Source organism: Nocardiopsis sp. TRM 82005, assembly GCF_056312425.1.
Genome location: NZ_JBWDTQ010000005.1, coordinates 104,619 through 127,075, shown reverse-complemented (window position 1 = coordinate 127,075; position 22,457 = coordinate 104,619). Strand labels below are relative to the sequence as shown.

General features: G+C 69.7%; 22 protein-coding genes. 9 read left to right on the top strand and 13 right to left on the bottom strand.

Annotated features, from left to right (window positions below; genetic code table 11):
- Positions 1–54: 54 nt before the first annotated feature.
- Positions 55–639 carry a TetR/AcrR family transcriptional regulator gene (locus AC0T5L_RS03060; RefSeq protein ID WP_476163790.1) on the bottom strand — a complete coding sequence of 195 codons (585 nt, stop codon included), beginning with the start codon at positions 637–639 and terminating at the stop codon, positions 55–57.
- A gap of 80 nt (positions 640–719) precedes the next feature.
- Between AC0T5L_RS03060 and AC0T5L_RS03055 the strand changes: the two genes are divergently transcribed.
- Positions 720–1,613, top strand: a complete 894-nt coding sequence (locus AC0T5L_RS03055) for an oxidoreductase (protein ID WP_476163789.1) — start codon at positions 720–722, stop codon at positions 1,611–1,613.
- 151 nt (positions 1,614–1,764) lie between these two features.
- Here the strand turns inward: AC0T5L_RS03055 and AC0T5L_RS03050 are convergent, their stop codons facing one another.
- From AC0T5L_RS03050 to AC0T5L_RS03035, 4 genes are all read right to left on the bottom strand, one after another.
- Complete coding sequence (locus AC0T5L_RS03050; RefSeq protein ID WP_476164087.1) at positions 1,765–4,365, bottom strand: penicillin acylase family protein; 2,601 nt, start codon at positions 4,363–4,365, stop codon at positions 1,765–1,767.
- A gap of 172 nt (positions 4,366–4,537) precedes the next feature.
- Positions 4,538–5,059 (bottom strand): hypothetical protein, encoded by a 522-nt coding sequence (locus tag AC0T5L_RS03045; RefSeq protein ID WP_476163788.1) that lies wholly within the window; start codon positions 5,057–5,059, stop codon positions 4,538–4,540.
- A 98-nt stretch (positions 5,060–5,157) separates the two neighbouring features.
- Entirely contained in the window at positions 5,158–5,382 is a 225-nt protein-coding gene (locus AC0T5L_RS03040) for a hypothetical protein (RefSeq protein ID WP_476163787.1), read from the bottom strand.
- A gap of 10 nt (positions 5,383–5,392) precedes the next feature.
- The gene (locus AC0T5L_RS03035) at positions 5,393–5,821 is read right to left on the bottom strand and encodes an ATP-binding protein (protein WP_476164086.1); all 429 of its coding nucleotides are present in this window, start codon (positions 5,819–5,821) and stop codon (positions 5,393–5,395) included.
- 316 nt (positions 5,822–6,137) lie between these two features.
- Between AC0T5L_RS03035 and AC0T5L_RS03030 the strand changes: the two genes are divergently transcribed.
- From AC0T5L_RS03030 to AC0T5L_RS03015, 4 genes are all read left to right on the top strand, one after another.
- Positions 6,138–7,010 carry a helix-turn-helix domain-containing protein gene (locus tag AC0T5L_RS03030; RefSeq protein ID WP_476163786.1) on the top strand — a complete coding sequence of 291 codons (873 nt, stop codon included), beginning with the start codon at positions 6,138–6,140 and terminating at the stop codon, positions 7,008–7,010.
- Positions 7,011–7,026: 16 nt separating this feature from the next.
- A complete protein-coding gene (locus tag AC0T5L_RS03025) occupies positions 7,027–7,215 on the top strand; it encodes a DUF397 domain-containing protein (protein WP_476163785.1) in 189 nt (62 codons plus the stop codon).
- Positions 7,216–7,272: 57 nt separating this feature from the next.
- Complete coding sequence (locus tag AC0T5L_RS03020) at positions 7,273–7,503, top strand: DUF397 domain-containing protein (RefSeq protein ID WP_476163784.1); 231 nt, start codon at positions 7,273–7,275, stop codon at positions 7,501–7,503.
- A gap of 70 nt (positions 7,504–7,573) precedes the next feature.
- Positions 7,574–7,999, top strand: a complete 426-nt coding sequence (locus tag AC0T5L_RS03015) for an NUDIX domain-containing protein (RefSeq protein ID WP_476163783.1) — start codon at positions 7,574–7,576, stop codon at positions 7,997–7,999.
- A gap of 83 nt (positions 8,000–8,082) precedes the next feature.
- Here AC0T5L_RS03015 and AC0T5L_RS03010 read toward each other — a convergent pair whose 3' ends face one another.
- The gene (locus AC0T5L_RS03010; protein ID WP_476163782.1) at positions 8,083–9,060 is read right to left on the bottom strand and encodes an SRA domain-containing endonuclease; all 978 of its coding nucleotides are present in this window, start codon (positions 9,058–9,060) and stop codon (positions 8,083–8,085) included.
- 380 nt (positions 9,061–9,440) lie between these two features.
- Between AC0T5L_RS03010 and AC0T5L_RS03005 the strand changes: the two genes are divergently transcribed.
- Positions 9,441–9,719 (top strand): DUF1540 domain-containing protein, encoded by a 279-nt coding sequence (locus AC0T5L_RS03005; RefSeq protein ID WP_476163781.1) that lies wholly within the window; start codon positions 9,441–9,443, stop codon positions 9,717–9,719.
- A 150-nt stretch (positions 9,720–9,869) separates the two neighbouring features.
- Here the strand turns inward: AC0T5L_RS03005 and AC0T5L_RS03000 are convergent, their stop codons facing one another.
- The 3 genes from AC0T5L_RS03000 to AC0T5L_RS02990 all read right to left on the bottom strand — a co-directional run bounded on the left by AC0T5L_RS03000 (position 9,870) and on the right by AC0T5L_RS02990 (position 13,442).
- Positions 9,870–10,904, bottom strand: a complete 1,035-nt coding sequence (locus AC0T5L_RS03000) for a nitronate monooxygenase (protein WP_476163780.1) — start codon at positions 10,902–10,904, stop codon at positions 9,870–9,872.
- A gap of 252 nt (positions 10,905–11,156) precedes the next feature.
- Positions 11,157–12,392, bottom strand: coding sequence for an MFS transporter (locus tag AC0T5L_RS02995; protein WP_476163779.1), 1,236 nt, complete (start codon positions 12,390–12,392; stop codon positions 11,157–11,159).
- A 162-nt stretch (positions 12,393–12,554) separates the two neighbouring features.
- Positions 12,555–13,442 (bottom strand): LysR family transcriptional regulator, encoded by an 888-nt coding sequence (locus AC0T5L_RS02990; RefSeq protein WP_476163778.1) that lies wholly within the window; start codon positions 13,440–13,442, stop codon positions 12,555–12,557.
- 370 nt (positions 13,443–13,812) lie between these two features.
- On the opposite strand from AC0T5L_RS02990, the gene AC0T5L_RS02985 reads away from it, so the two are divergent.
- Positions 13,813–14,571, top strand: a complete 759-nt coding sequence (locus AC0T5L_RS02985; protein ID WP_476163777.1) for an SDR family NAD(P)-dependent oxidoreductase — start codon at positions 13,813–13,815, stop codon at positions 14,569–14,571.
- Between the two features lie 335 nt (positions 14,572–14,906).
- Here AC0T5L_RS02985 and AC0T5L_RS02980 read toward each other — a convergent pair whose 3' ends face one another.
- On the bottom strand, positions 14,907–15,176 hold the full coding sequence (locus AC0T5L_RS02980) for an HPr family phosphocarrier protein (RefSeq protein WP_476164085.1): 270 nt from the start codon (positions 15,174–15,176) through the stop codon (positions 14,907–14,909).
- A gap of 577 nt (positions 15,177–15,753) precedes the next feature.
- Here AC0T5L_RS02980 and ptsP point away from each other — a divergent pair.
- Complete coding sequence (gene ptsP / locus AC0T5L_RS02975; RefSeq protein WP_476163776.1) at positions 15,754–17,454, top strand: phosphoenolpyruvate--protein phosphotransferase; 1,701 nt, start codon at positions 15,754–15,756, stop codon at positions 17,452–17,454.
- A 117-nt stretch (positions 17,455–17,571) separates the two neighbouring features.
- On the opposite strand, the gene AC0T5L_RS02970 is transcribed toward ptsP, so the two are convergent.
- Both AC0T5L_RS02970 and AC0T5L_RS02965 read right to left on the bottom strand, forming a co-directional pair.
- Positions 17,572–18,210 (bottom strand): DUF4352 domain-containing protein, encoded by a 639-nt coding sequence (locus AC0T5L_RS02970; RefSeq protein WP_476163775.1) that lies wholly within the window; start codon positions 18,208–18,210, stop codon positions 17,572–17,574.
- Positions 18,211–18,587: 377 nt separating this feature from the next.
- Positions 18,588–19,250 carry a TetR/AcrR family transcriptional regulator gene (locus AC0T5L_RS02965; RefSeq protein WP_476163774.1) on the bottom strand — a complete coding sequence of 221 codons (663 nt, stop codon included), beginning with the start codon at positions 19,248–19,250 and terminating at the stop codon, positions 18,588–18,590.
- A gap of 144 nt (positions 19,251–19,394) precedes the next feature.
- On the opposite strand from AC0T5L_RS02965, the gene AC0T5L_RS02960 reads away from it, so the two are divergent.
- Positions 19,395–20,975 (top strand): MFS transporter, encoded by a 1,581-nt coding sequence (locus AC0T5L_RS02960; RefSeq protein ID WP_476163773.1) that lies wholly within the window; start codon positions 19,395–19,397, stop codon positions 20,973–20,975.
- Between the two features lie 195 nt (positions 20,976–21,170).
- Here the strand turns inward: AC0T5L_RS02960 and argJ are convergent, their stop codons facing one another.
- Positions 21,171–22,331, bottom strand: a complete 1,161-nt coding sequence (gene argJ / locus AC0T5L_RS02955; RefSeq protein WP_476163772.1) for a bifunctional glutamate N-acetyltransferase/amino-acid acetyltransferase ArgJ — start codon at positions 22,329–22,331, stop codon at positions 21,171–21,173.
- Positions 22,332–22,457 lie beyond the last annotated feature (126 nt).

The window sequence follows — 22,457 nt, the reverse complement described above, 5'->3', positions numbered from 1 at the left end:
CCCGGTGGGACGCGGCGGGGCCCGGTCAGGTTCCGGTCGGCGGGGGCGGGCGGGTCAGCGGGGGGCGAGGCCCTCGAAGAGCACGTGGACCGCGTCGGCGATACCCGCGTCGATCTCCTCGGGGGAGACCGTGGCACTGAACACGGTGATGCCGTGCAGGGTCGCGGACACGGTGGAGGCGAGGGTCATCGGATCGCCGCCCGCGACCTCACCGGCGGCCTGACCGTCGGTGATGGGACGCAACAGCATGCCCTTCAGCCGCGACACGGCGTCGGCCAACCGCCCGGAGACGTCGGGATCGTGTTTGCGCGTGTACATCAGGTCGAGCAGCGCCTCGTGCTCCATCGCGAACCCCACGTAGGCCCTGGCCAGGGCGAGGACCTGGGCGCGCGCGTCACCGCCCGAGGCGGAGGCCTCCGCCAACCGCCCGATCAGCCGCTCGAAGCCGGTCAGCGCCAGCGCGTCCAGCAGAGCCTGCTTGTCCTTGAAGTGGCGGCCCGGCGCGGCGTGGCTGACCCCCGCCTCGCGGGCGAGCTCGCGCAGGGACAGTGCCGCCGGACCGCGCTCACCCAGGGCGCGCTCCGCGTTGGCGAGCAGTTCGGCGCGCAGATCTCCGTGGTGATAGGGGCGGTCGGTCATGACACCCAGCATAAACGGATGTTTGCGCTGACATCATTGCTTCCATGGACAACCCCTGAGGGCTCGCCTACCGTGGCCAGATGGACACAACAGCGGTCAGAATGCCCGGTCTCAGCGGCCGTACGGCGGTCGTCACCGGAGCCAACAGCGGCCTGGGCATCGAGACCACGCGTGTACTGGCCAGGGCGGGCGCGCGCGTCGTGCTGGCCGTGCGCGACGAGGCGAGGGGCCGCGCCGCGGCCGACACCGTCGACGGCGACACCGAGGTGCGCCGCCTGGACCTGGCGGACCTGTCGTCCGTACGCTCCTTCGCCGAGCAGTGGCGGGGTGACATCCACCTGCTCGTCAACAACGCGGGCATCATGGCGGTGGCGCGGGGCGCGACCAAGGACGGCTTCGAGCTTCAGTTCGGCACCAACCACCTCGGCCACTTCGCCCTGACCAACCTCCTCCTGGAACACGTCACCGGCCGGGTGGTCACCGTCTCCTCCGGTCTGCACCGGATGACCCGGGGCATCGACTTCGACGACGTCGACATGGAGCGCGGCTACACCCCCTACGAGGCCTACGCCCGGTCCAAGCTCGCCAACCTGCTGTTCACACTGGAGCTCCAGCGCCGCCTGGACGCCGTGGGCTCCCCGGTGCTCTCCACCGCAGCGCACCCCGGATACGCGGCGACCAACCTGCAAAGCCACGGCGCCAACCCGTTCTCCCGGCGGATCGCGATGCTGGGCAACAGGCTCTTCGCCCAGAGCGCCGCGAACGGCGCCCTGCCCACGATCTTCGCCGCGACCCAGGACGTGCCCGGAGCGGCCTTCGCCGGTCCCAAGTCCATGGGCGGCACGCGCGGCGCCCCCGCCCTCTCCAGCAGGAGCGAGGAGGCCTGGGACGACCGCGCCGCCAAGCGTCTGTGGACGCTGTCGGAGGAGCTCACCGGGGTCTCCTTCCCGTTCCGGTCCGCCGACCGGCCCTGAGGCCTCCCCCTTCCCGCGCTCCCTGACGTCGCAGGTGTGACGGAGGACCCTTCCTCCCGGTGGTCTCGCCCTTACAGGCACTAGAAACCACCCGGTCGAGAGTGCCGCTACGGGCAAGGTCATCCCGGTCGGGCACAACTCGGGCGGCGCACTAGGGGTTCAGGACCAGCTCGTCCGTGGCGGCCTCGCCGACCGCCTCCTCGCTGACCACGAACGGCAGGGTCTCACCCCGGCTCCACAGTTCCAGCTGGTCGTCGTAGTCGTCGTGGAACGCGTGGCCCGAGTTGCCGGTCAGGTGCACCCACGTGGAGGCGTCCCGGTCGGACAGGTCCACCACCATCCGCATCGACGGCACCGCGGTGATGTCGTATCCCTCGGCCGGGTCCCAGCCGGTGGCGTTGACGATGCTGGCACCGCCGGAACTCTCCACCGGGCCCCGGTTGAACAGCCACTCGACCGGACCGATGCCCGAGGTACCGAACGACTCGTGGGTCGCGGTCAGGGTGTGCAGGTCGCCCCAGCGCCAGTCGGCCGGGTCGTCGCCCAGCAGCTCGGCCAGCTCCTCGGCGGCGGCGTCCATCGCCGCGGCGAGCACCTCCTCGCGTCCGCTGGTCTCCTCGCCCCGCCACCAGTGCGACTCCGGGTCCTCCACCAGCTCGCTCACCACGTACATCCCGCGTGAGCTGCCGCTCATCGTGTACGGCTCCAGCTCGTCGAACAGCAGGGGCAGCAGATGGCGCCAGGTGGCCTGGTAGAACGCGGCCCCGGCGGAGTCCGCCTCGGTGAACAGGTCCCAGTCCCGTAGCTGCTCCTGCGCCTGGGCGGTGGTTCCGTCCACGTCCGCCTCCAGCAGGTACGGGACGACGTCGACGGCACCGCCGTGGAACGAGTCCATGTGGATGCGCGACATGTCCTCACCGGTCACCGGGCCCGCGTCGATCGCCTCGGTCAGCAGGTCGTTGATTCGCTGGGACCGGTAGCCGTAGTCCCAGTCATCGGTGAGCATGTGCCCGTAGTCCGGGTCCACGACCGACTGGTTCGCGGTGACGATGACACCCGACTCGGGGTTGTACACGCTCGGCAGCTCGTCGAAGGGGATGTAGCCCTTCCAGTCGTAGTCGGAGTCCCAGCCGGGGACGGGATAGCGGCCGTCGCCCTCGCCGCGGACCGGCACCGTGCCGGGGGCCTGGTAGCCGATGTTGCCGTCATCGTCGGCGTAGACGAGGTTCTGCGCCGGGACGTCGAACTGGCTGGCCGCCTCGCGGAAGCCGTCCCAGTCGCGGGCGCGGTTCATGGCGAAGATGGAGTCCGCCGTGGTCCCGGGGGCCAGCGCGGTCCACTGTAGGGCGACGGCGTACTCGCCCTCGTCCGCGTCCTCCGGTTCCGGGGCCGCCATGTCCGCGCCCTCCGGATTCGGGTCCTCGGCGACCTCGGCCAGGTCGGCGCCCGCCGCGGTGTCGGACAGCAGCGGCCCGTGGTGGGTGGAACGCACGGTGATGTCGACGTCCTCGCCGCCCGCGACCTTGACGGTCTCCTCCCGCGTCTCCAAAGGCCTGGCCTCGCCGTCGACCACGTAGTCGTCGCCGTCGATCCGCTCCACGAACAGGTCCATGACGTCGGGGTTGACGTTGGTGAAGCCCCACGCGAACGACTCGTTCTGGCCGATGATCACGCCGGGCAGGCCGGAGAAGCTGAACCCGCTGACGTCGTAGGGGCAGGCATCGGTCAGCTCGGTGCAGTGCAGCCCGATCTGGTACCAGGTGGAGGGCATCGCCGCGCCCAGGTGGGGGTCGTTGGCCAGCAGGGGCTTGCCGCTCTCGGTGTGCTCACCGCCGACCACCCACGAGTTGGAGCCGAGGTCGGGACTGGTGCTGGGGCCGAGCATCCGCGGGAGCGACGCGGCGGTCTCGGCCACGCCGGTGAGGGCGGGAACGGCGCTCTCGGGCAGCTCGGGCGGCGCGGGCGTCTCGGGCGAGCGACGCTCGTCGGCCTCCGGGGGGTCGGTTTCGGGGTCGTTGCCGGTCCCGGTTGCCTCAGCCGCCTCGTGCTCGTCGGTGTCCGTGATGGGCTGGTGCTCCTCGAAGGGGTAGGCCGGGTAGAGCTCCTCGACCTGTTCCTCCGTAAGCCCGGCGTCGAGCAGCTGGGCGCGCTGGGTCTCCTCCTGCATGTTGCCGCCCAGGTCCCAGGCCATGGCCTTGAGCCAGGCGAGGCTGTCGACCGGGGTCCACTCCTCGATCTCGTGGCCGCCGTTGAGTACGGAGAGCAGACCGTACTCCAGGCTGGCCGAGGCGCCGTCGTGTTCGTCCAGCCAGGCGTTGACCCCGGCCGAGTAGGAGTCCAGGTACTCCCGGGTCTCGGGGGCGAGGAGGTCGTACTCCTGCTCGGCGACGTGCCGCCAGCCCATGGTGCGCAGGTAGACGTCGGTCTCCACCTGGTCGGGGCCGAACAGCTCGGCGGTGCGCCCCGCCGTGACGTGGCGGCGGAAGTCCATCTCCCAGAAGCGGTCCTGGGCGTGGGTGAACCCCTGTGCCATGAAGAGGTCGTGGGTGTTGTCGGCGTAGACGTGGGCGACGCCGTACTCGTCGCGCAGCACGGTGACGGAGGACTCCAGGCCCGGAACGGTGAGTTCCCCGGAGGTTTCCGGGAACGACCTTCGGACGGTCCAGACCCCCAGTAGCGCGCCGACCAGGGCCAGCACCACGACGGTGGCAAGAAAGCCCAAAAGCACACGAACGAGGACACGTTTACGCATTACACCCATGGCGGAACCCTAGAGTGCGTCCGGTCACACTCTCTAGGGATGGGAAGCACGTGAGCCCAATTGTTACCAACTGGTAGGTCCTAGTGGATCCCCGTGGTGGCGGTGGTGAACGGGCGGTTTCCACCACGGATACCGCCCGTTGGAGTGCTTCCCGGTGGTCGGTTCACCCAACCCGGTCGAGGTAGAGGCGGATGGCGGCGGCCAGGTCACCCATGTCGTCGGCCACGCCTCCGGCGGGTGCTGCGGGGCCGGCGAGGGCGGCCGAATCGACGGGTCCGGCCAGCAGGTCGCCGACCGGAACCCGGGGGGACGGGACCATATAGGGGCGGACCAAGGCACCCTCGACCTCGTCGGGGCCGGTCTCGCGCTTCTCGGTCACGTGCCCGTCGCCGTGGTAGTCGCTGCCCCATCGCGAGGAGGTCCGACTCGCGCTCGTTCGCCATACGTCATCGGTGGGGAAGTTTGGCGGGTCCTGCGCGGGGCGCTGCCGTGCCGGTGCGGGCGGCAGCCCCCGGCGACGGGGCGGCGGCGTGATCGCGGCCCTTTCCCGCTGGGGGCGTTGTGGGTACTGGGGGACGAGCACGTAGGCCAGGGCGATGGCCAGCATGGCGGCGGTCAGCGCCCACACGCGCCCGGCCATGCTCTGGCGGGGCCTGCGGTGCCTCCCGCTAGGGTGGTGTTCCACGGTCTTCCTCCTGCGCTGTTCAGGTGGTTGGTCGAGCCCCGGTCCGGTGTTGGAGCACCGGTCGGGGCGTCTTCTTTTCTTCTGTGCTCGGGCGGGTGTCATTGGCCCCGGTGGGGCTGCGCTTCCCGCTCGGTGATGCGGATCTGCTCGCCAAGTAGCTGCGTGGTGGCCGCGCTCAACGGCGCGACGTGGCGCGGGCCGAGGTGGAAGGCGAAGAAGCGGCGCGAGCCCGGTCCCCACAGCACCCACCAGTGGCTGTGCAGTTGCTCCAGAAGGTGTGCGGCCTCGTACTCGTCGGCGTCCTGACTGCGGTCCCACGCCACTCCGTACTCCTCAGGCCTCGACGCTCTCGTGCGCGGGCGCGTAGGGGTCGATGTGCGCCCAGACCGTCAGGGGCCTGCCGGGTTCGCCGTCCCAGCCCCATTCCACGGACAGCCGGTCCACGAGGCGCAGGCCCCGACCGCATGTGGTCAGTGCGTCGGTCTCAGGGGACAGTCGCGGCAGGCAGACGGCCTGCCCGGGGCGCGGACCGTCGTCGGTGACCGCCACGAGCAGGACACGCTCCAGCAGGTGCCGCATCTGGATCCTCACCCGACCGCATTCGGCGCCGGAAGCGCTGTGCAGCCAGGCGTTGGCCACCAGCTCGCTCACCACCACCAGCACCGGGAAGGCCCGGTGTGCGGGCAGGCGGACGCCCCGCTGACACCAGCTGCGGATCTGTGCCGACTGCGAGGGCTGGGAACCGAAGAACGCCGTGCGCATTCCCGTGCCCCCGCTGGGCATCCGGTGCGGCAGCCCGCTCCCGGGTGCCCGCCACTCCTCCTCCACCGCCCGCCTCGGTCGAGGCACGTCAAACCCGCTCATCGTGATCCTCCAAGTGTCAGAAGTGAGCTGCGTTGCACGAGCGACAGTCGTGACACACGCCGTCCGAGCGACAACTTGCAGCCGTTGACTCCCAACCAGAATGAAGTGCCAGAACTAAAACTGCAATAGTGCAGAAATAAGTAGTCCAGTATGCGTAAGATAAAGAAGCAATCCTGCATTGTGATACGGTTCACGTAGAACCAGGAGGTGCAGCATGGCCGCACGCCCGAGTCCGACCGCGCGTCAGCGACGGCTGATGGCGGAGATGAACCGGCTTCGTGGCAACTCGGGGCTCTCCCGTGCCGAGGTCGCCGATCGTGTCGGCATCACCGACAGCACCCTGTGGAGATACGAGACGGGGATGACCAGGCCGAAGCCTGGAGACGTGGCCATTCTGCTCGATGTGTACGGCGTGCATGGGACAGAACGCGAAGAACTCATCGAGATGGCCAAGCACGCCCGCAAGCGTGGCTGGTGGCACCGCCATCGGCAGGCGCTCAAGCCTGGGTTCGACAGTTACATCGGCCTGGAGGCGGGAGCTTCCGTGGTCCGTACGTTTCAGACCGTTGCAGTGCCAGGCATCATGCAAACCGAGGACTACGCCCGGGCGATGATCGAGCAGACCGCCATCACTTCCGCACCTGACCCGGTGGATGAGCGTGTTCTGGTCCGCATGTCACGCCAAGAGTTGATAACTCGAACGGACGATCCTATCCACGTGATCGCCATCCTTGACGAGGCGGCACTACGGCGCCAGGTCGGCGGACCAGGGATCATGCATGGTCAGATCCAGCACCTCCTGAAGCTTGCTGAATATCCCAACGTCACTATCCGGGTAGTGCCGTTCTCCCAAGGAGCACATCCTGGGATGGATGGCCAGTTCAACCTTCTGGAGTTCCCTGAGCAGGCTGACCCAGACCTGGTCTACCTTGAGCAGGCCGGTAGTGGGCTTGTCCCAGAGGATCCTGAGGAAGTCCGCCGGTATACCCTGATTTTCGGGAGCCTACTGGGCAAGGCACTCGAACCCAATGAGTCGATCCTCTTCATGTGTGGGCTCCTTACCAACGGACAGCAGTCCCCCTCATAGAAGAGGAGGCACGGGAATGACCGCGTCGCACGATCCCGCCTGGCACAAGAGCAGCTACAGCACCAACAGCGGTGACTGCATGGAGGTGGCGGAAGGGCAGAACGTTCTGGTGCGTGACACCCAGAATCGCGAGCTCGGCTCCCTCACCTTCACCGGCCCTGAGTGGACCGGTCTCCTCACCACCCTCAAGGCGCTTCAGTCATAGCTGCACCGGGTACCTCGGAACTGCCCGGGGTACTCCAACGGTGTGAAGGAGCAGCGCATGAGGTGGCGCAAGAGCAGCTACAGCAATCCTGATGGCCCCCAGTGTGTCGAGGTCTCCGACTGGCACAAGCCCAGCTACTCCGGTGGCAGCGGTGGGAACTGTGTCGAGGTTGCTGAGGGGCAGAACGTTCTGGTGCGTGACACTCAGCACCGCGAGCTCGGCTCCCTCACCTTCACCGGCCCTGAATGGACCGGTCTCCTCACTGCCCTCAAGGCACGTCAGTCGTAGCTGTATCGGATATCTCCGGATCGTTAAGACGGGTCGATAGACAATCTCATAGCTGCCGTAGGGTGCCGGTGTGCGCACCCAATGGACGATCCACGGTGAGAAGCGTGTGGACAAGAACCGGCACATCCGCCTCTCCACCGTTGACGTCATCCTCCCCGAGGGGGTGTCCTTCACTCAGTACGTTGTCGCAATGCCCCCAGCGGAGATGACGCTCGTGGTCAACGACCAGCGCGAAGTTCCGTTGATGCGGCGGCACCGGTTCATCATCAACCGATGGGTATGGGAACTGCCCGGCGGCTACGTCGACGGTGCTGGGGACATCGAGGCAGCGGCGGCGCGTGAGGTTGAGGAGGAGACGGGGTGGCGGTCCCGTTCGATGGAACACATGGTGACTTTCCAGCCCGCCATTGGAGGAGGCGGTGGAGATGACCGACCGGGGGAGGTTGTCGGCGCCTCCACTGTTGTCGCCCTGTACCAGGCGCTCACCCTGGTATAGCCTCTCTGGTCCGTGCCGTGAACTCCTCCCCTTCGGGCAATTTCTCGTGAGGCCGGAGTCCGAGCCGCAGACGGCAAAGGAATTTAGGTATCCTCTATGGGCCACCCGACGAAGCTGCCCTCGTCTTGGTAGACAAGGTTGATGTTGACCGACGTTAGGAGATTCTGAAGGTCAGGGTTTGGCTTTTTTGGGAGCAGGACAGCAAGCGTGGGCTTCGGAGTGATATGTCTCCGGTAGTCCATGAGTTGGCCGATGGCCATGCGAACAGCTTCACGTGAGTTTGTCCCTTTCGCCTCATAGAGCACCTGGGACTTGGTGTCATACAGGTCGGTGAGGAGACTGGAAGAGAGCCCAGAAGTCCTGATCTGGAATCTTCGCACTTGATGCTCATGTTCTTCGAGCATCTTTCTGAATGCTTCACAAAGCTCTGCTTCTCGGCGTTCGACCTTGGTACTGCGCGTCGCTGACCTGGAGATGGGTTTGCCACTGTAAGCCTCGGGCTCCACGATGATGCTCGTGGCAGTATCAACTGGGACTTGTTGGACTTCAGTTTCCGTCAAGGGTGTGATGGTGTCTTCGGGAAGCGGTGTGAGTTCATCAACTGGGCGCAGACGAAATACGATGACACGCCGAAGGTCACCTGCCTTGTTAGGCGCCTGACGGAGGGCGTAGGGATCTTCCTCGTCCAGTCTGAACTTGCCAACGTAGCGCTGGAGCTTAGTTCCCTCCCCAGGGATTTTTCCCGCAGCCTTAAAGACGCGTAGCGCACGCCCATCTTGTGCATGCATCCGGATGGCACGGTTTCTTGGGCCGTAGCGCCCGTGGAAGACCTGGTCACCTTCACCGTCACCGGTGTACTCGAAGAGGGGATCGCTCTGGTCATCGGTGGGGAGCCAGCCGTCGTAGTACCCAGATTGCTCGCCTGATGCAGGGTCGGTGTAGAGCAGCACATTGGGAGAGGTTGAGCATGGCTGGATCCCCTGGCCTTGCCCCCCACCAAAAACCGCTTTCATTTCCTTACGGGTGGTAAGTTCACCAGGTTTGATCCACTTGTCAGCCATGGGCTTAATGTACAGCTTTGGCGTGTAGCTGCCCTGTCTCTCATCGGTGTGGAGAGGACAGGGCGACTCCGGCGAGACTGTCGGGGCCTGCGAAAGGCCAGGCAGGACCGATGAACACGTCCAGGTGAGTGCCCATGGAGAACAGACGCACGCTCTCGGTCTTTTCGGGGCACTTGGGGCCATGCTGTGTGTGGGGGCGGTCTGTCCGCCTCCCCACGGTGAACCCGATCCCGAGCCGCGCCCGAAACCGCGCCCGCACCAAGTCCTCGTCAAGACTTCGTCCGGTTCCCGGTGACACGGAGCCGTCTCCCGGAGACCGCGCACCTCCTCTGGCAGCGTCTGACGCGCCGTCGACGTTCCGGGAGGACTTGCTTATGGACATGCCCGTGGTGAACTCGTGCCAGGTGGACACCTGCGCCTACAACACCGAACACGCCTGTCACGCGCTGGCCATCACCGTGGGGGACTCCAGACACGCCCAGTGCGACACCTTCTTCGGAGCCCGGACCAGGGGCGGAGACCCCGTCAGCACCGGCCACGTCGGAGCCTGCAAGATGGCCGACTGCCAGCACAACGTCCAGTTGGAGTGCCAGGCTCCGGGGATCGCCGTCGGCTTCGCGCGGGACCGGGCGGACTGCCTCACCTACGCGCCGGCGTGAACACCCGCCGGCGTGAACGCCGGTCGACGCCGCCCGCCTCACGCGGGCGTGCTCCTGACCCCGGGTCTCTGGTAGCCGAGAGCCCGAGGCACGGATCCGGCCCCGAACCCGGCCCACCGCCCGGCGGGGCGGGTTCGGAGCCGACTCCGCTCAGATCCGGACGCCCGCCTCGCCGGCCTCGTGGCGCAGCCGCTCCATGACCTCGGCCGTGGGGGCGTCCACGGCCTTCCGGAAGCCCGTTCCCGCCCACAGCGCCGTCCCGTCGGGGTCCCCCGCCTCGGCGGCGGCCGCGCGCAGCGGCTTGGTCATGTGGTGGATCTCCGGGTAGGCGCAGGGCGCGTCCGGGTGCTCGGTGATGAACCGGTTGACCAGCCCACGCGCGGAACGGCCGGTGAAGGCCCGGGTCAGCGTGGTCTCGGTGAAGTGGGGGTCGGCCAGCGCGGCCTTGTGCACGGGGTGGGCGCCGCTCTCGTGGCACCGCAGGAACGCCGTGCCCAGCTGCGCGGCCGCGGCACCGGCTCGCAGGACCTCGGCCACGTCGCCGCCGGTCATGAGCCCTCCGGTTGCGATCACCGGGACGTCCACCGCCGCGACCACGTCCGACAGCAGTTCCAGCAGCGGACGGTCCTCGTCCCCCTCCGGGGCGAACGAGCCCCGGTGCCCGCCGGCCTCCACACCCTGGGCGCACACGCCGTCGGCGCCGCGCTCCACGGCCAGGCGCGCCTCCTCGACCGTGGTCGCGGTGACCACCGTGGCGCTGCCCGCCTCCCGCAACCGCTCCAGGACGTCGGCCTCCGGGCAGCCGAAGGTGAAACTGACGATCGGGACGGCGGCCTCAGCGAGCAGGTCGATCTTGGCGGCCCACGCGTCGTCGTCGTGCACCGGCTCACCCACCGACACCTCGTAGCGCTTCGCCTCGGGCTCCAGGAGGGGCCGGTAGGGGGCGGGGGCGTCCGGGTCGGAGAGCGGGCCGGGGACGAACACGTTCACGCCGAACGCGGTGGTCCCGCCGTCCCTGACCGCTCGGATCCGGGTGGTGAGGGTGTCGGGCGCCAGGTAGCCGGCGGCCAGGAACCCCGTCCCGCCCGAGTCGGCCACGGCGGCCACCAGTTCGGGTGTGGCGGCTCCGCCCGCCATGGGCGCCTGCACGATCGGGCGCTCCCGCAGTAGGTCAGTCAGTCCCATGCTTCCTCCGTGTGTCGTCAGTGGCCCGGCGGGGCCGGGCGACGGTTCCCCATCCTCGATGACTCCGGAGCGGGGGATGTTTGCTTCCTTTCGGGCCGGGGCGAATACTACACATCCGCTTTTCCGCCCGAAGGGGGATCTGCCCCTCGGAGTCCGACGAGCCACTGCCCCGGAATTCCTGTGGTACACGCCATAGATCGTTCGCGGTGGGAACGGGAAAAGGTGATACCCCGTTCTGCCACGGTCGCGACGCTACGCGGTCCTTTCGCCGGCTTCCGGCTCGCCCGAGGGGTGTTCGGCGAACCGGGTCGACTCCGGGAGGAGCCGGGACAGCACGGCGGCCACGACCGCCGCGACCACGCTGAACGCGACCACGGCCGTCACCGTCCAGTCGATCCCGATCAGCCCCCACAACCACCCGAACGACAGCACGGTCAGCATCCTGACGGCGTTGCCGACCATCCCCAGCATCGAGAACATGGTGTTCCGGTTGGCGTCGGAGAACATCAGCTGCTGCCACACGTTCGACGACACCACCGTCAGCCCGACCAGGAACTCGGACGCCACCAGCCCCGCGACCAGCGGGACGAGCCCGTGTGCCGCCAAGAGCAGGGGCATGCCCGAGGCCGCCGCGAACAGGGGCGCCCACACGTGGGGACGGTCTCGGACCACGAACCTCGAACTCGCCGAACCCGCCGTCATGGCGGCTACCATCACCAGCAGCACCAGCCCGTTGAGCCGCACGTCCTCGCCGTGGGCGGCCGTCAGCATCGGCTGCCAGGAGACCACCAGCGCGGCCAGTCCCGAGACCGACGCCACCGACAGCGCCACCAGGGGCACGAAGCGCCTGCCCGCCACCAGCACGACCGACTCCCGGACGATCCGGATGACCGGGCGCCCCGGCTGCCCCGGTGACCGGGGGAAGCACACGGGCACCAGAGCCCCCAGAGCGACCAGTACCGCGCCGCCCGCCAGCACCAGGGCGTCGGCGGGCAACCAGGTGCCCGCCACCATGACGGAGGCCGCGCCCAGCACCGCGCCGCCGTGCCCCGACACCTGGCCGAACCACACCGTGCGCGCGATCCGCGCCGAGCGGTCGCGGCCGCCGATCCGGTTGAGCACGAGCGCGGTCAGCGTTCCCGAGTGCAGGTGGAAGCCGATCGCCCACAGGCACATGCCCGCGAGCGTCAGCGCGAGCCCGTCCGCGTACCCCATCAGCAGGAAGCCCGCGCCCCACACGGCCAGCCCCGCCGCCAGGAGCCTGCGGTGCCCGTACCGGTCTCCGAGCGCCCCGCTGGGCGCCTCGACCAACAGGGACACCAGGTTCGCGGAGCCGAGCATCAGGCCCAGCACCCACGGCTCGGCCCCACGCCCCAGCAGGACCGTGACGAAAACGGCTCCGAAAAGGAAATCGGCCGTCGCGCCGAGAAGGGTGAAAGAGGTGTATCGGGCGAGCAGTGAGGATTCCCGTAATTGCTTCGCTGCCATGGGCGTGCTTTCCCTGTCGGGGTAAATACGCGGGTCCGGGCGGAAATTCCGACCACGCTAGCACGCGCGTTTTTCGGCGGCCACGGTTTTTCCCGCCGCCCCGGGCGCCGGGCCGCCCTCACCCGTACGAGCCCCCGTCACCCGGCGGCGGGGCGACGCGCCCTACGCCAGGGCCTCGGCGAGGGCGGCGGCCAGGACCGGCACCCCGGGGTTCATGTCCCCGCGCGGCCACACCAGGCCGAGCGAGGACTCCGGCAGGCCGCTGACCGGAACCAGGACGACGCCGTCCCGGTCCCCGTGGTCGGCGGTGTCCCCGCACAGCAGCATGGCGCCCCGCCCCGCGGCGACCTGGGACAACCCCTCCCGCAGGGTGTCCACGCCCTGCTCGTGATGGATGGTCCTGCCCAGCGGGGTGACGGTGGGGGAGTGGACGCGCAGCCAGTAGTCGGGCGCCCGGCGGACCGGGATGAGCGGGACCCGGGCCATGTCCTCCACCCCGGTGACGGTGCGCGAGGCCAGCGGGTGTTCGGCGGGCAGCGCGAGCCGCTGCGGCTGTCGGGAGAAGACCGGTCCCACGACCAGGTCGCGCTCGCGGACCGGCAGCAGGACGACGGCGGCGTCCACCTCGCCCTCACGCAGCGGGCCGAACGGATCCGAGAGCTTGATCTCCACGATCTCCACCCGTGCGCCGGGCTCGCGCGCCTCGAACGCGTGGACCGCCTCGGCCACGGGCCCGTGCACCGTGCCCTGGAAGCCCAGGCGCACCCGCAGCCGTCCGCCCCAGGCGCGCTCGCGAGCGCCGTCCACCACCGCGGCCAGGTTCTGGTAGGCGGGCCTCAGGGAGTCGAGGAACTCCTCACCGAAGCGGGTGAGGCTGAAACGGCGGCTGGCGGGGTCCACCAGCGGGGCGCCGACCCGGGCCTCCAGCGAGCGCATCAGCTGGTCCACCGTGTCCGCCGACACGTCCAGCCGTTCACCCGCGCGGCCGGGGTGCAGCTCCTCGGCCAGGACGAGGAAGCACTCCAGCTCCCGGATCTCGATTCCCCGCAACCGGCCCGCCCCTTACTCGTGTCCGTCGCCGTGCCGTCCGCCGCCCCGAGCACGTGCTGGAGTCGGCAAGCAACCCTCATAGAAGCACGAGGACCGCTGATCCGCTTCGTCCGCCTCCCGGCCCGGGCGAGTCCCGCCCCGTTCGGGCCGGGCGCCGGGCGGCAGGGCCGGACCCGCCCCGCCACCGACGCACTGTGACCGGCGCGGTGCGAGCGCGGCGGAGACGGATTCCCCGCGCTCCGCTCGACCGTCGGACGGCCTTCTCCACCGTCCGCCGCCTACCCCCCCGGAAGCGGGTGCGGTGCCCCCGAGATGCCCGCCGGGCCACCGGATACGCTCTGCGCGACAGCGATTCCCAGGAGGAGCCACCATGACAGCGACCGCGGTCGTCACCGGAGCCAGCAGCGGGATCGGGGCAGCCACCGCACGCGGACTCGCGGAGCGGGGTTACGAGGTGGTGCTCGTCGCCCGCCGGTCCGACCGGATCGAGGCACTGGCGGACGAACTGGCCAAGGAGGGCCACAGCGCCCGCGCCCACGTCCTCGACGTTACCGACCGGGCCGCCGTCGACTCCTTCGCCGACTCCCTGACCGCCTGTGACGTGCTGGTCAACAACGCGGGCGGGGCCATCGGCACGGAGACCGTCGCCACCGGCGACCCCGCCGACTGGCGTGCCATGTACGAGGTCAACGTCATCGGCGTACTCAACATGACCCAGTCCCTGCTGCCCAAGCTGATCGCCAGCGGCGACGGCACGGTACTGGTCGTCTCCTCCGTGGCCGGGCACGTCGTCTACGAGGGCGGCGGCGGTTACGTGGCCGCCAAGCACGGCGCGCACACCCTCGCGGCCACGCTGCGCCTGGAGTTGTGCGGGGAACCCGTGCGCGTGCTGGAGGTCGCGCCCGGCATGGTCAGGACCGAGGAGTTCTCGCTCAACCGCCTGCGCGGCGACACCGAAGCAGCTGAGGCCGTCTACGCCGGTGTCCCCGACCCGCTGACCGCCGAGGACGTCGCGGACACCATCGTGTGGGCGGTCACCCGGCCCCCGCACGTGAACATCGACCTGCTGGTGGTGCGCCCGCGCGCGCAGGCCGCCCAGCACAAGGTCCACCGCGTCACGCGGGAGTAGGCCGAGCCGTAAGCAGGGCTGATTCAGCCCTCCGATGCGCTGGAGCCGCCGGAGGCGCAATCGGCGCAGTCGCAGTAGTTCGTCGTGGACATGGACCGGCACCTGGTGCAGATCTGCCGCTTCGCCCCGGGCGGGTCGTGTTTCCAGTCGTGCTGGCCCCGTCTGCAAATCCCCGAGGGGCTGATGACGGTGTCGTCCCGTGAGGTGTCCATGGCAGCACGGTAGCCGTGGCGCACGGGTATAGCCAGAGTGCGTGCTCAGAGAGCCGGGGGGCCGCCTCGCGGGACGGCCCCCGGGGTCCGCGGGACGAGACGGCCCGCGGACCCCGGCTCGGCTCATGTGTCCAACTCCTTGGACAGCATCTCCACCAGCTCGTCCAGGACCTTGTCGGCGTTCTCGGACTCCTCGCAGGTCAGGGTCACTGTCTCGCCATGCTTGGCGCCCATCGCCATCACCGCGAGCACGCTGCGCGCGTCCACCGTCTTGTGGCCTTCGCGGGAGACCGTCACGGGCAGGCCGGACTCGTTGACGGCCTGGACGAACAGGGCGGCGGGACGGGCGTGCAGGCCGAGCTGGGAGGCGATGGCCACGGTGCGTTGGGGCATGTCAGTCCTCGGGGGTCGTCGGGCGGACCGGGTTCTTCCGGACCGTGTCAGAGCTTGTCGACCGACCAGCGCGGGCCGGTGGTCGGCCACCACCGCGATCGCGTCGGTGGCCACGTCGTCGGGGGAGGGGTGGTGGTCCCGGGCGGGATCACCGCGGCCGTTCCCGTGCCAGGTGTGCCACGGTCGCTCGACGGGGAGGCCGCCCGCGCCCAGGAACCCGGCGAGGGCGCGGCCGCCCACGCCCACCGTGTTGCGCGTGCGGGTCCGGGACCGCGCGCCCACCAAGGTGTGCCCGGGCCAACGAGTATCGCACCGTGTCCCCCGGGTGTCACCGGGGCGGAACCGTCCCTTCCGAACCAGGATCTCGCGGACGGTTCCGGTGACCGCGTCCACCGTGGGCGGGGTCCTGCCCGAGATTCCCGGTGGTCTCCGGCGTGTCCGGGCGCTCCGGGGCAGGGACGGCTTTTCCGAAGGACGGTCGGGACGACTTCCCAGGGCCTTTCCGGGGCAGGAAGACTTCGGACCACCCTCGGCCCACACCACCACATCACGGCCATTTCCGACCTACGGAGCGACTATGGCGCAGACCGACCCTCCCCCCACCGCAGACGGTGCCACCCGGCTCCCGGGCATCCCCGCCAGCCCCGGTGCCGCTGTCGGACCGGTGGCGCGGATGGCGCCCCCGCCGTCCCTGCCCACACAGAGGCCGTCCACCGACGACCCCGGCGACGAAGCCGACCGGGCGTGGCGATCCCTGAGACGGGTGGCCGACCTGCTCGACCGGCAGGCCGCCGGCCTGGAGGGCGACGCGGCGGCGGTGCTCGGTGCCCAGGCGCTCATGGCCCGCGACCCCGAACTCGCGCGCTGCGTCGGGGAGCGCACCGAGGAGGGGGACCCGGCGGCGTGGGCGGTCCACGCCGCTTGCGGGGCCTACCAGGAAATGCTCCAAGCGGCCGGGGGCTACCTGGCCGAGCGTGCAGCCGACCTCGCCGACATCCGGGACCGCGCGATGGCCCTGCTCCTGGACCTGCCGATGCCCGGACTACCCGACCCCGGAGTCCCGCATGTCCTGGTCGCCGACGACCTCGCGCCCGCCGACACCGTCCGTCTCGATACCGAGCGGGTGCTCGCCATCGTCACCCGTCACGGCGGTCCCACCAGCCACACGGTCATCCTGGCCCGGGCGCTCGGGATCCCAGCCGTCGTGGGCTGCGAGGGAGTCGGGGACCTTCGGGATGAGACCACGGTGGCGGTGGACGGCGACGCGGGGACGGTCGAGGCCGACCCCGGCGAGGCACGCGTCGCCCAGATTCGCCGGCGCGCCGAACGGCGGCGCGCGCTGCTCGCCGATGCCACCGGACCCGGCCGGACCGCCGACGGCGTGCCGGTCGCGTTGCTGCTCAACGTGGGCGAGGGGGATCCCCGCAAGGCGGGTGCCCACGACAGCGAAGGCGTCGGGCTGCTGCGCACCGAGTTCCTGTTCCTGGACCGGGCGGAGCCGCCGACGGCCGGGGAGCAGACCGCCGCCTACGCCTCCCTGTTCGAGGCGTTCGCCGGGCGCGTCGTCACGGTGCGCACCCTGGACGCGGGTTCGGACAAGCCGCTGGCCTTCGTGGAGACCGGTCAGGAGGACAACCCCGCGCTCGGTATGCGGGGCTTTCGAACCTCGCGCGTGCATCCCGGGCTCCTCTCCGAGCAGCTCGCGGCGATCGCCGCCGCCTCCCGGGAGACGTCCGCGCGGGTGCGGGTGATGGCGCCGATGGTGTCCACGCCCGACGAGGCCGCCGAGTTCGCCGCCCTGGCGCGCCGTGCCGGTATCGGCGAGGTCGGGGTGATGATCGAGGTGCCCGGCGCGGCGCTGCTCGCCGACCGGTTGCTGCACCGGGTGGATTTCGTGTCGATCGGCACCAACGACCTGGCGCAGTACACGATGGCCGCCGACCGGACCCTCGGCGCGCTGCCCGACCTGCTCGACCCCTGGCAGCCCGCGCTGTCGCAGCTGGTGGGGACCGTCGGTGACGCGGGGGAGCGGTCGGGCCGCTCCGTGGGGGTGTGCGGAGAGGCCGCGGCCGACCCGCTGCTGGCCCTGGTGCTGGTGGGACTCGGTTCGACCAGCCTGTCGATGTCGGCGCCCGCGCTGCCCGCCGTGCGCCATGCGCTGGCCCTGCACACCCACGACGAGTGCCGGAGACTGTCGGAGCTGGCGGTGGCGGCATCCAGTGCCGAGCAGGCGAGGGAGGCGGTGAAGGCCGCCGTGCACCCGGAAGTCGCCGGTTGACGACGTAGGCCGGGTGCGGCGTGTGCCCTCCCCGGGCCGGAGACGCCCGCCGGCCGGGGGAGGGCGGCGAACACCGGGCTCCGCCACGTGTCGTGGCGGAGCGCCGCGTGTCGACGCCTACTCCTCGATCCGGACCGCCGCGATCTGTCCCGTGTCGTCCCACGTGCCGGTCAGCAGTGCCATGTCCAGATCCGTGCCCGCCGCCATCTCGAAGGGGATCCGCACCGTGGTCGCGCCGCCGGGGTTGACCTCGGTGTACAGGGCGTCGTCCTCGTCCAGGGCGAAGACGGCGTCCGAGTGGTGTCCGTACTGGTTGCCGTCGGTGTCCACCACCTCGGAGTTTTCGATATCGGGGGTCTGCGGCCCGTCCGACGCGTTCGTCATCTCCGCGTCGAGGATGACGAATTCCTGTCCGTCCGAAGCCACCGCGTTGGAATAGGAGCCGTTCACCTGGTCGGTGCGCTCCACCGCGGTGACCGTGATGTCCCAAATGCCGTCTGTCGCGGTTTCCCCCATCGGTACCGCGTCGGGGACCTCCTCGGCGACCTCGTCGGTGTCCTCCCCGTTTTCCTCTTCCTCCGTCGCGTCCGCGTCCTCGGTGACGCCGGCGTCCTCCAGGTCCGACTCGACGTCCTCGAACGCGGCGTTGAGCGAGGCCCGGAGGTAGGCCTGATTGCCGAGCCATCCGGCACCGAAGCCGACAAGCAGCGCCACCGCGGCGCTGACGGCGACGGCGATCCAGCTGGTCCTGTTCATGGGGGGACTCCTAGCCTGGGGGCCACGGTAGGAGCGGGCACACCGTGGGGGACATAGCGGGTTGCGTCCGACGGTACGCAGTATCAGAAGAGATGATGTCCGTTCGCCGCACTCGAAACCGAGTTGATATCCGCCGAACCGGTGCCCTCGATATCGATTGGTTATGGAATATGTTTTTATATCAAGGGGTATGGCGCTTCATGTCTGTTTCGGGACATTGGTTATAACGATGCGCGGTGTGCCCCACCTCGGCCTGTACGGGGCGCCGGAGGGGTAACGACACGACGCCGGGCTCCAACGGTTCCAGTCCGTCGAAGAAGCGCTCGATCCGCTCCGGGGCGCGTAGGTGGCCGCGCGGTACGGGAAGGCCCGGCCGTTCAGCCGGCGGAGGCGTCAGGGGTCCCCCAGGAACCGCCGACCACCTCGGGAACCAGGTCGAGCCGGTCGAGGAAGGACTTGAGCAGCGCGTCCCTGTCGCAGGAGCCGGACGCGCACCACGCCTGGTGGCCCGTGGTCATGGCGGAGAGGAACACCGCTGCCAGGATGCCCGGGCGCGGGTCGGTGGCCGGGTCCACGCCGGTGCGCTCGCCGACGGCCCGGGCCAACCGGTCCTGCCTGCGGTGGCAGTAGCGCATGTTGACCTCGATCAGTTCGGGGCTGTCGACGACCATCCCCGTCGCGCTGCCCCGGAGGGAGAACGAGTCGTGCCTCAGGTACTCCCAGTGGTCGAGCATCGCGTTGCGCAGCGCCGTGAAGGGCGGTTCGTCGGCGGGGCGGGCGATCAGCGAGCCGAGCAGGTGCTCGTCGACGTCCTCGACCGCCTCCAGGGCGACATCCTCCTTGGAGGCGAAGTAGCGGAAGAACGTGCGCTGTGAGACCCCGGTGCAGGAGGCGATCTCCTCCGTGGTGGTCCGGTCGTAGCCGCGCTCGTGGAACAGGCGTAGCGCCGACTCCATCAGGCCCTCGCGCAGCTGGGCCTTCTTGCGCTCGCGGAGCCCGACCTGTTCCCCTTCCTCCGGTTCGGTGCTCGTCGCGCCCATGGACGTGCCTCCCAGGTGTTGGCTCTGTCCACAAGAGGATACCGCGTGAAATAGATTACGTCAGTGGCTGACAAAACACAGTTGATGCAAAGAGTCAGCCGTTGACATAATTGCCGGAGACGATACCGGCACGCAGGGGGGACCATGACCGCACAGACCGTTCCACAGACCACACGGGCGGAACGGGGAGGGATCCGGGGCAATCCGTGGGCGACCCTGGTGGCCATCGCGTTCGGCGTGATGATGGTCGCCCTGGACGGCACCATCGTGGCCGTCGCCAACCCCGCCATCGGCATGAGCCTGGGTGCCTCGCTGGCCGAGTTGCAGTGGGTCACCCACGGCTACCTGCTGGGCCTGGCGGTATTCCTGATCACCGCGGGCAAGCTCGGCGACCGCTTCGGCTACCGCAACACCTACCTCGTGGGCGTGGCGGGCTTCGTGCTCTCCTCCGTGGCGATCGCGCTGTCCGCGGGTGTCATCATGCTCATCGCCTTCCGGGTGCTGCAAGGGGTTTTCGGCGCGCTGCTGATGCCCGCCGCCATGGGCCTGCTGCGGGCCAGCTTCCCGCCGCACAAGCTCGGCCGCGCCTTCGGGGTCTTCGGCAGCATCCTCGGCGCGGCGACCGCGGGAGGCCCGATCGTCGGCGGCGTCCTGGTGGGCACGTTCGGCTGGGAAGCCGTGTTCTTCATCAACGTCCCCGTCGGTGCGGCCGCCATCGCCCTGGGCCTGTGGCTGCTCGCCCCGAACCGGGCGACCGACGCCGGGTCGCGCATGGACGTGCCCGGCATCGCCTTGATCAGCATCGCGATCTTCGCCCTCGTGTGGGCCCTGGTCGAGGCGCCCACCGCGGGCTGGGGGGACCCGGTCACCCTGGTCTCCCTCGCCGTCGCCCTGGCCTTCGGCGTGGCCTTCGTACTGTGGGAGCGCCGTCCGCAGGAGCCGCTGATCCCGCTCGGGCTCTTCGCCAACCCCTCCATCTCCATCGGCGTCGTGCTCATGGTGCTGATGGCGGTGAGCCTGATGGGGTCGCTGTTCTTCATCGCCTTCTACCTGCAAGGCGTGATGGGGATGACCCCGACGCAGACCGGCATGCAGTTGCTGCCGATGACCGCGATGATGGCGATCACCTCGCCGATCGCGGGCCGCGTCCTGGACCGCGTGGGCGCCCGTCTGCCCACCACTGTGGGCCTGCTGCTGGCGGGCACGGGTATGTTCCTGCTGTCCCGGCTGGACACCGGCACCGGCGTCACCTACCTGTCGGTGGCCTTCGTCCTGCTCGGCATGGGCCTGAGCCTGGTGATGACGGGATCCACCGCGGCCATCGTCGGCAACGCCCCGGTGCGCTTCGCGGGCGTGGCCTCCGCCGTCCAGCAGGCCGCCATGCAGCTGGGCGGTTCACTGGGCACGGCTGTGCTGGGTGCGGTCATGTCGGCGACCATCATCACCACCCTGCCCGGCCACTTCGCCGCCGCGGGGCTGGCCGAGCCTGCGGCGGACGAGCTGACGGACATGCAGAGCGTCATCGCCCAGGGCGGAGCCGTGGTGCCCGAGGGAGCCACCGCCGACGTGGCGCGCGCGGTCACCGAGGCCAGCAACCTGGCCTTCATCGACGGGTTGCAGTGGGCCTTCGGGATCGCGGCGGCGCTGATGCTGCTGGCCGCGGTGCTGTCGCTGTTCATGCGCGGGGGCAAGCCCGACGGCGGCGAGCCCGTCGTGCACGTCTAGACGCACTGACCTGAGAGGCCAGGTACGGGGGGTAACGGGAGGGCGCGCCGACACCGATGTGAACCCCGGCCTCCGTGTATCCAGCAAACCGCGCAGGAGAAGGCGGCACCGCCCCCCGTGGACCGGGGTGGTGCCGCCTTCGTCGCGAGCGGCCGGTCAGGCCGCCGTCACGACGCCCGGTCGGTCCGGGGCCGCTCAGGTCGTGTAGTCGGCGTTGATCCGGATGTAGCCCTCGGTCAGGTCGCAGCCGTAGACCGTGAAGGCGCCCTCGGCGATGCCCAGGTCGACGCTGATCACCACCTCGCCGCCCTTCAGGTGCTGGGCGGCGCGCTCCAGTACCTCGTCCGTGGCCTCCGCGGGGTAGGTCTCCACGTCGCCGAAGGAGATCCGCACGTTCCGCGGCAGGATGTCGGTCTCCTCCTCGCACTTGCCGATCGCCATCGTCACCCGGCCCCAGTTCGGGTCCGCGCCGTGCACGGCCGTCTTCACCAGCGGTGAGTTCACCACGGCCTTGGCGACCCGCTTGGCCTGGGCGTCGTCGCGGGCGCCGGTCATGCGCACCTCGATCAGCTTGCTGGCGCCCTCGCCGTCGGAGGCGATCATCCGCACCAGCTTCAGGGCCACCTCGTTCAGTGCCGCCTCGAACGCGGCCACGTCCACCGGCCCGGCCAGCCCGTTGGCGAACACCGCCGCCGAGTCGCTGGTGGAGGTGTCGGTGTCGATACTCAGCGCGTTGAACGTGCGGTCCACCACCCGGCGGAACACCTCGTCCAGTTCCGGCTGCTCCACATCGGCGTCGGTGAAGAACCAGGCCAACATGGTCGCCATGTTCGGCTCGACCATGCCGACGCCCTTGGCGACGCCCGTCACCGTCGCACCGCCGACCTTCGCCGAGGCGGTCTTGGGCCGGGTGTCGGTCGTCATCATCGCCGCTGCCGCGCGGTCCAGGTCGGCCGGGGGAAACCCGTCGGGCAGCGCGTCCAGATAGGCGCGCACCTTGTCCATCGGGTACGGGCGGCCGATCACACCGGTGGAGGCGACCAGCAGCTCATTGGGCGGCACGCCCGCCGCCCGGGCCACGCGCTCCTGTAGCACGCGGGCGTGGTCGTCGCCGATCCGGCCGGTGGCCACGTTGGCGTTGCGGGAGATCACCGCGACCCCTCGCGCGCGGCCGTCCGCAGCCGCGCTGCGGCTGAGCAGCACACTGGGCCCGGCGAACCGGGACTGCGTGAACACGGCGGACACGTACGCGGGGGCCTCGGACACCACCGAGAAGAAGTCGTCCTTCGGATCCTTGATCCCAATGTTTCCGGCCACACCGCGGAAACCGGCGGGCACGGGGGTCTGGCTGCTCATCGTCCTCCCTCGGGGGTTCTCGGGAGCCAGACTACTCCGAAGGGCGTTCGGCCTCTTATTACGGCTACGACCTGCGAGGGTTTCGCCCTGTGCACATGGAGGACCCGTGTGACAACGGCCTGATAA

Bases quoted from the DNA above. Each gene is read 5' to 3' on its own strand.
- AC0T5L_RS03030 (WP_476163786.1), top strand. From the start codon at position 6,138: ATGGCCGCACGCCCGAGTCCGACCGCGCGTCAGCGACGGCTGATGGCG.
- AC0T5L_RS03005 (WP_476163781.1), top strand. From the start codon at position 9,441: ATGCCCGTGGTGAACTCGTGCCAGGTGGACACCTGCGCCTACAACACC.
- argJ (WP_476163772.1), bottom strand. From the start codon at position 22,331: ATGAGCAGCCAGACCCCCGTGCCCGCCGGTTTCCGCGGTGTGGCCGGA.
- ptsP (WP_476163776.1), top strand. From the start codon at position 15,754: ATGGCGCAGACCGACCCTCCCCCCACCGCAGACGGTGCCACCCGGCTC.
- AC0T5L_RS02980 (WP_476164085.1), bottom strand. From the start codon at position 15,176: ATGCCCCAACGCACCGTGGCCATCGCCTCCCAGCTCGGCCTGCACGCC.
- AC0T5L_RS02960 (WP_476163773.1), top strand. From the start codon at position 19,395: ATGACCGCACAGACCGTTCCACAGACCACACGGGCGGAACGGGGAGGG.
- AC0T5L_RS03010 (WP_476163782.1), bottom strand. From the start codon at position 9,060: ATGGCTGACAAGTGGATCAAACCTGGTGAACTTACCACCCGTAAGGAA.
- AC0T5L_RS02985 (WP_476163777.1), top strand. From the start codon at position 13,813: ATGACAGCGACCGCGGTCGTCACCGGAGCCAGCAGCGGGATCGGGGCA.
- AC0T5L_RS02970 (WP_476163775.1), bottom strand. From the start codon at position 18,210: ATGAACAGGACCAGCTGGATCGCCGTCGCCGTCAGCGCCGCGGTGGCG.
- AC0T5L_RS03020 (WP_476163784.1), top strand. From the start codon at position 7,273: ATGAGGTGGCGCAAGAGCAGCTACAGCAATCCTGATGGCCCCCAGTGT.
- AC0T5L_RS03060 (WP_476163790.1), bottom strand. From the start codon at position 639: ATGACCGACCGCCCCTATCACCACGGAGATCTGCGCGCCGAACTGCTC.
- AC0T5L_RS02995 (WP_476163779.1), bottom strand. From the start codon at position 12,392: ATGGCAGCGAAGCAATTACGGGAATCCTCACTGCTCGCCCGATACACC.
- AC0T5L_RS02965 (WP_476163774.1), bottom strand. From the start codon at position 19,250: ATGGGCGCGACGAGCACCGAACCGGAGGAAGGGGAACAGGTCGGGCTC.
- AC0T5L_RS03025 (WP_476163785.1), top strand. From the start codon at position 7,027: ATGACCGCGTCGCACGATCCCGCCTGGCACAAGAGCAGCTACAGCACC.
- AC0T5L_RS03000 (WP_476163780.1), bottom strand. From the start codon at position 10,904: ATGGGACTGACTGACCTACTGCGGGAGCGCCCGATCGTGCAGGCGCCC.
- AC0T5L_RS03055 (WP_476163789.1), top strand. From the start codon at position 720: ATGGACACAACAGCGGTCAGAATGCCCGGTCTCAGCGGCCGTACGGCG.
- AC0T5L_RS03035 (WP_476164086.1), bottom strand. From the start codon at position 5,821: ATGCGCACGGCGTTCTTCGGTTCCCAGCCCTCGCAGTCGGCACAGATC.
- AC0T5L_RS03050 (WP_476164087.1), bottom strand. From the start codon at position 4,365: ATGCGTAAACGTGTCCTCGTTCGTGTGCTTTTGGGCTTTCTTGCCACC.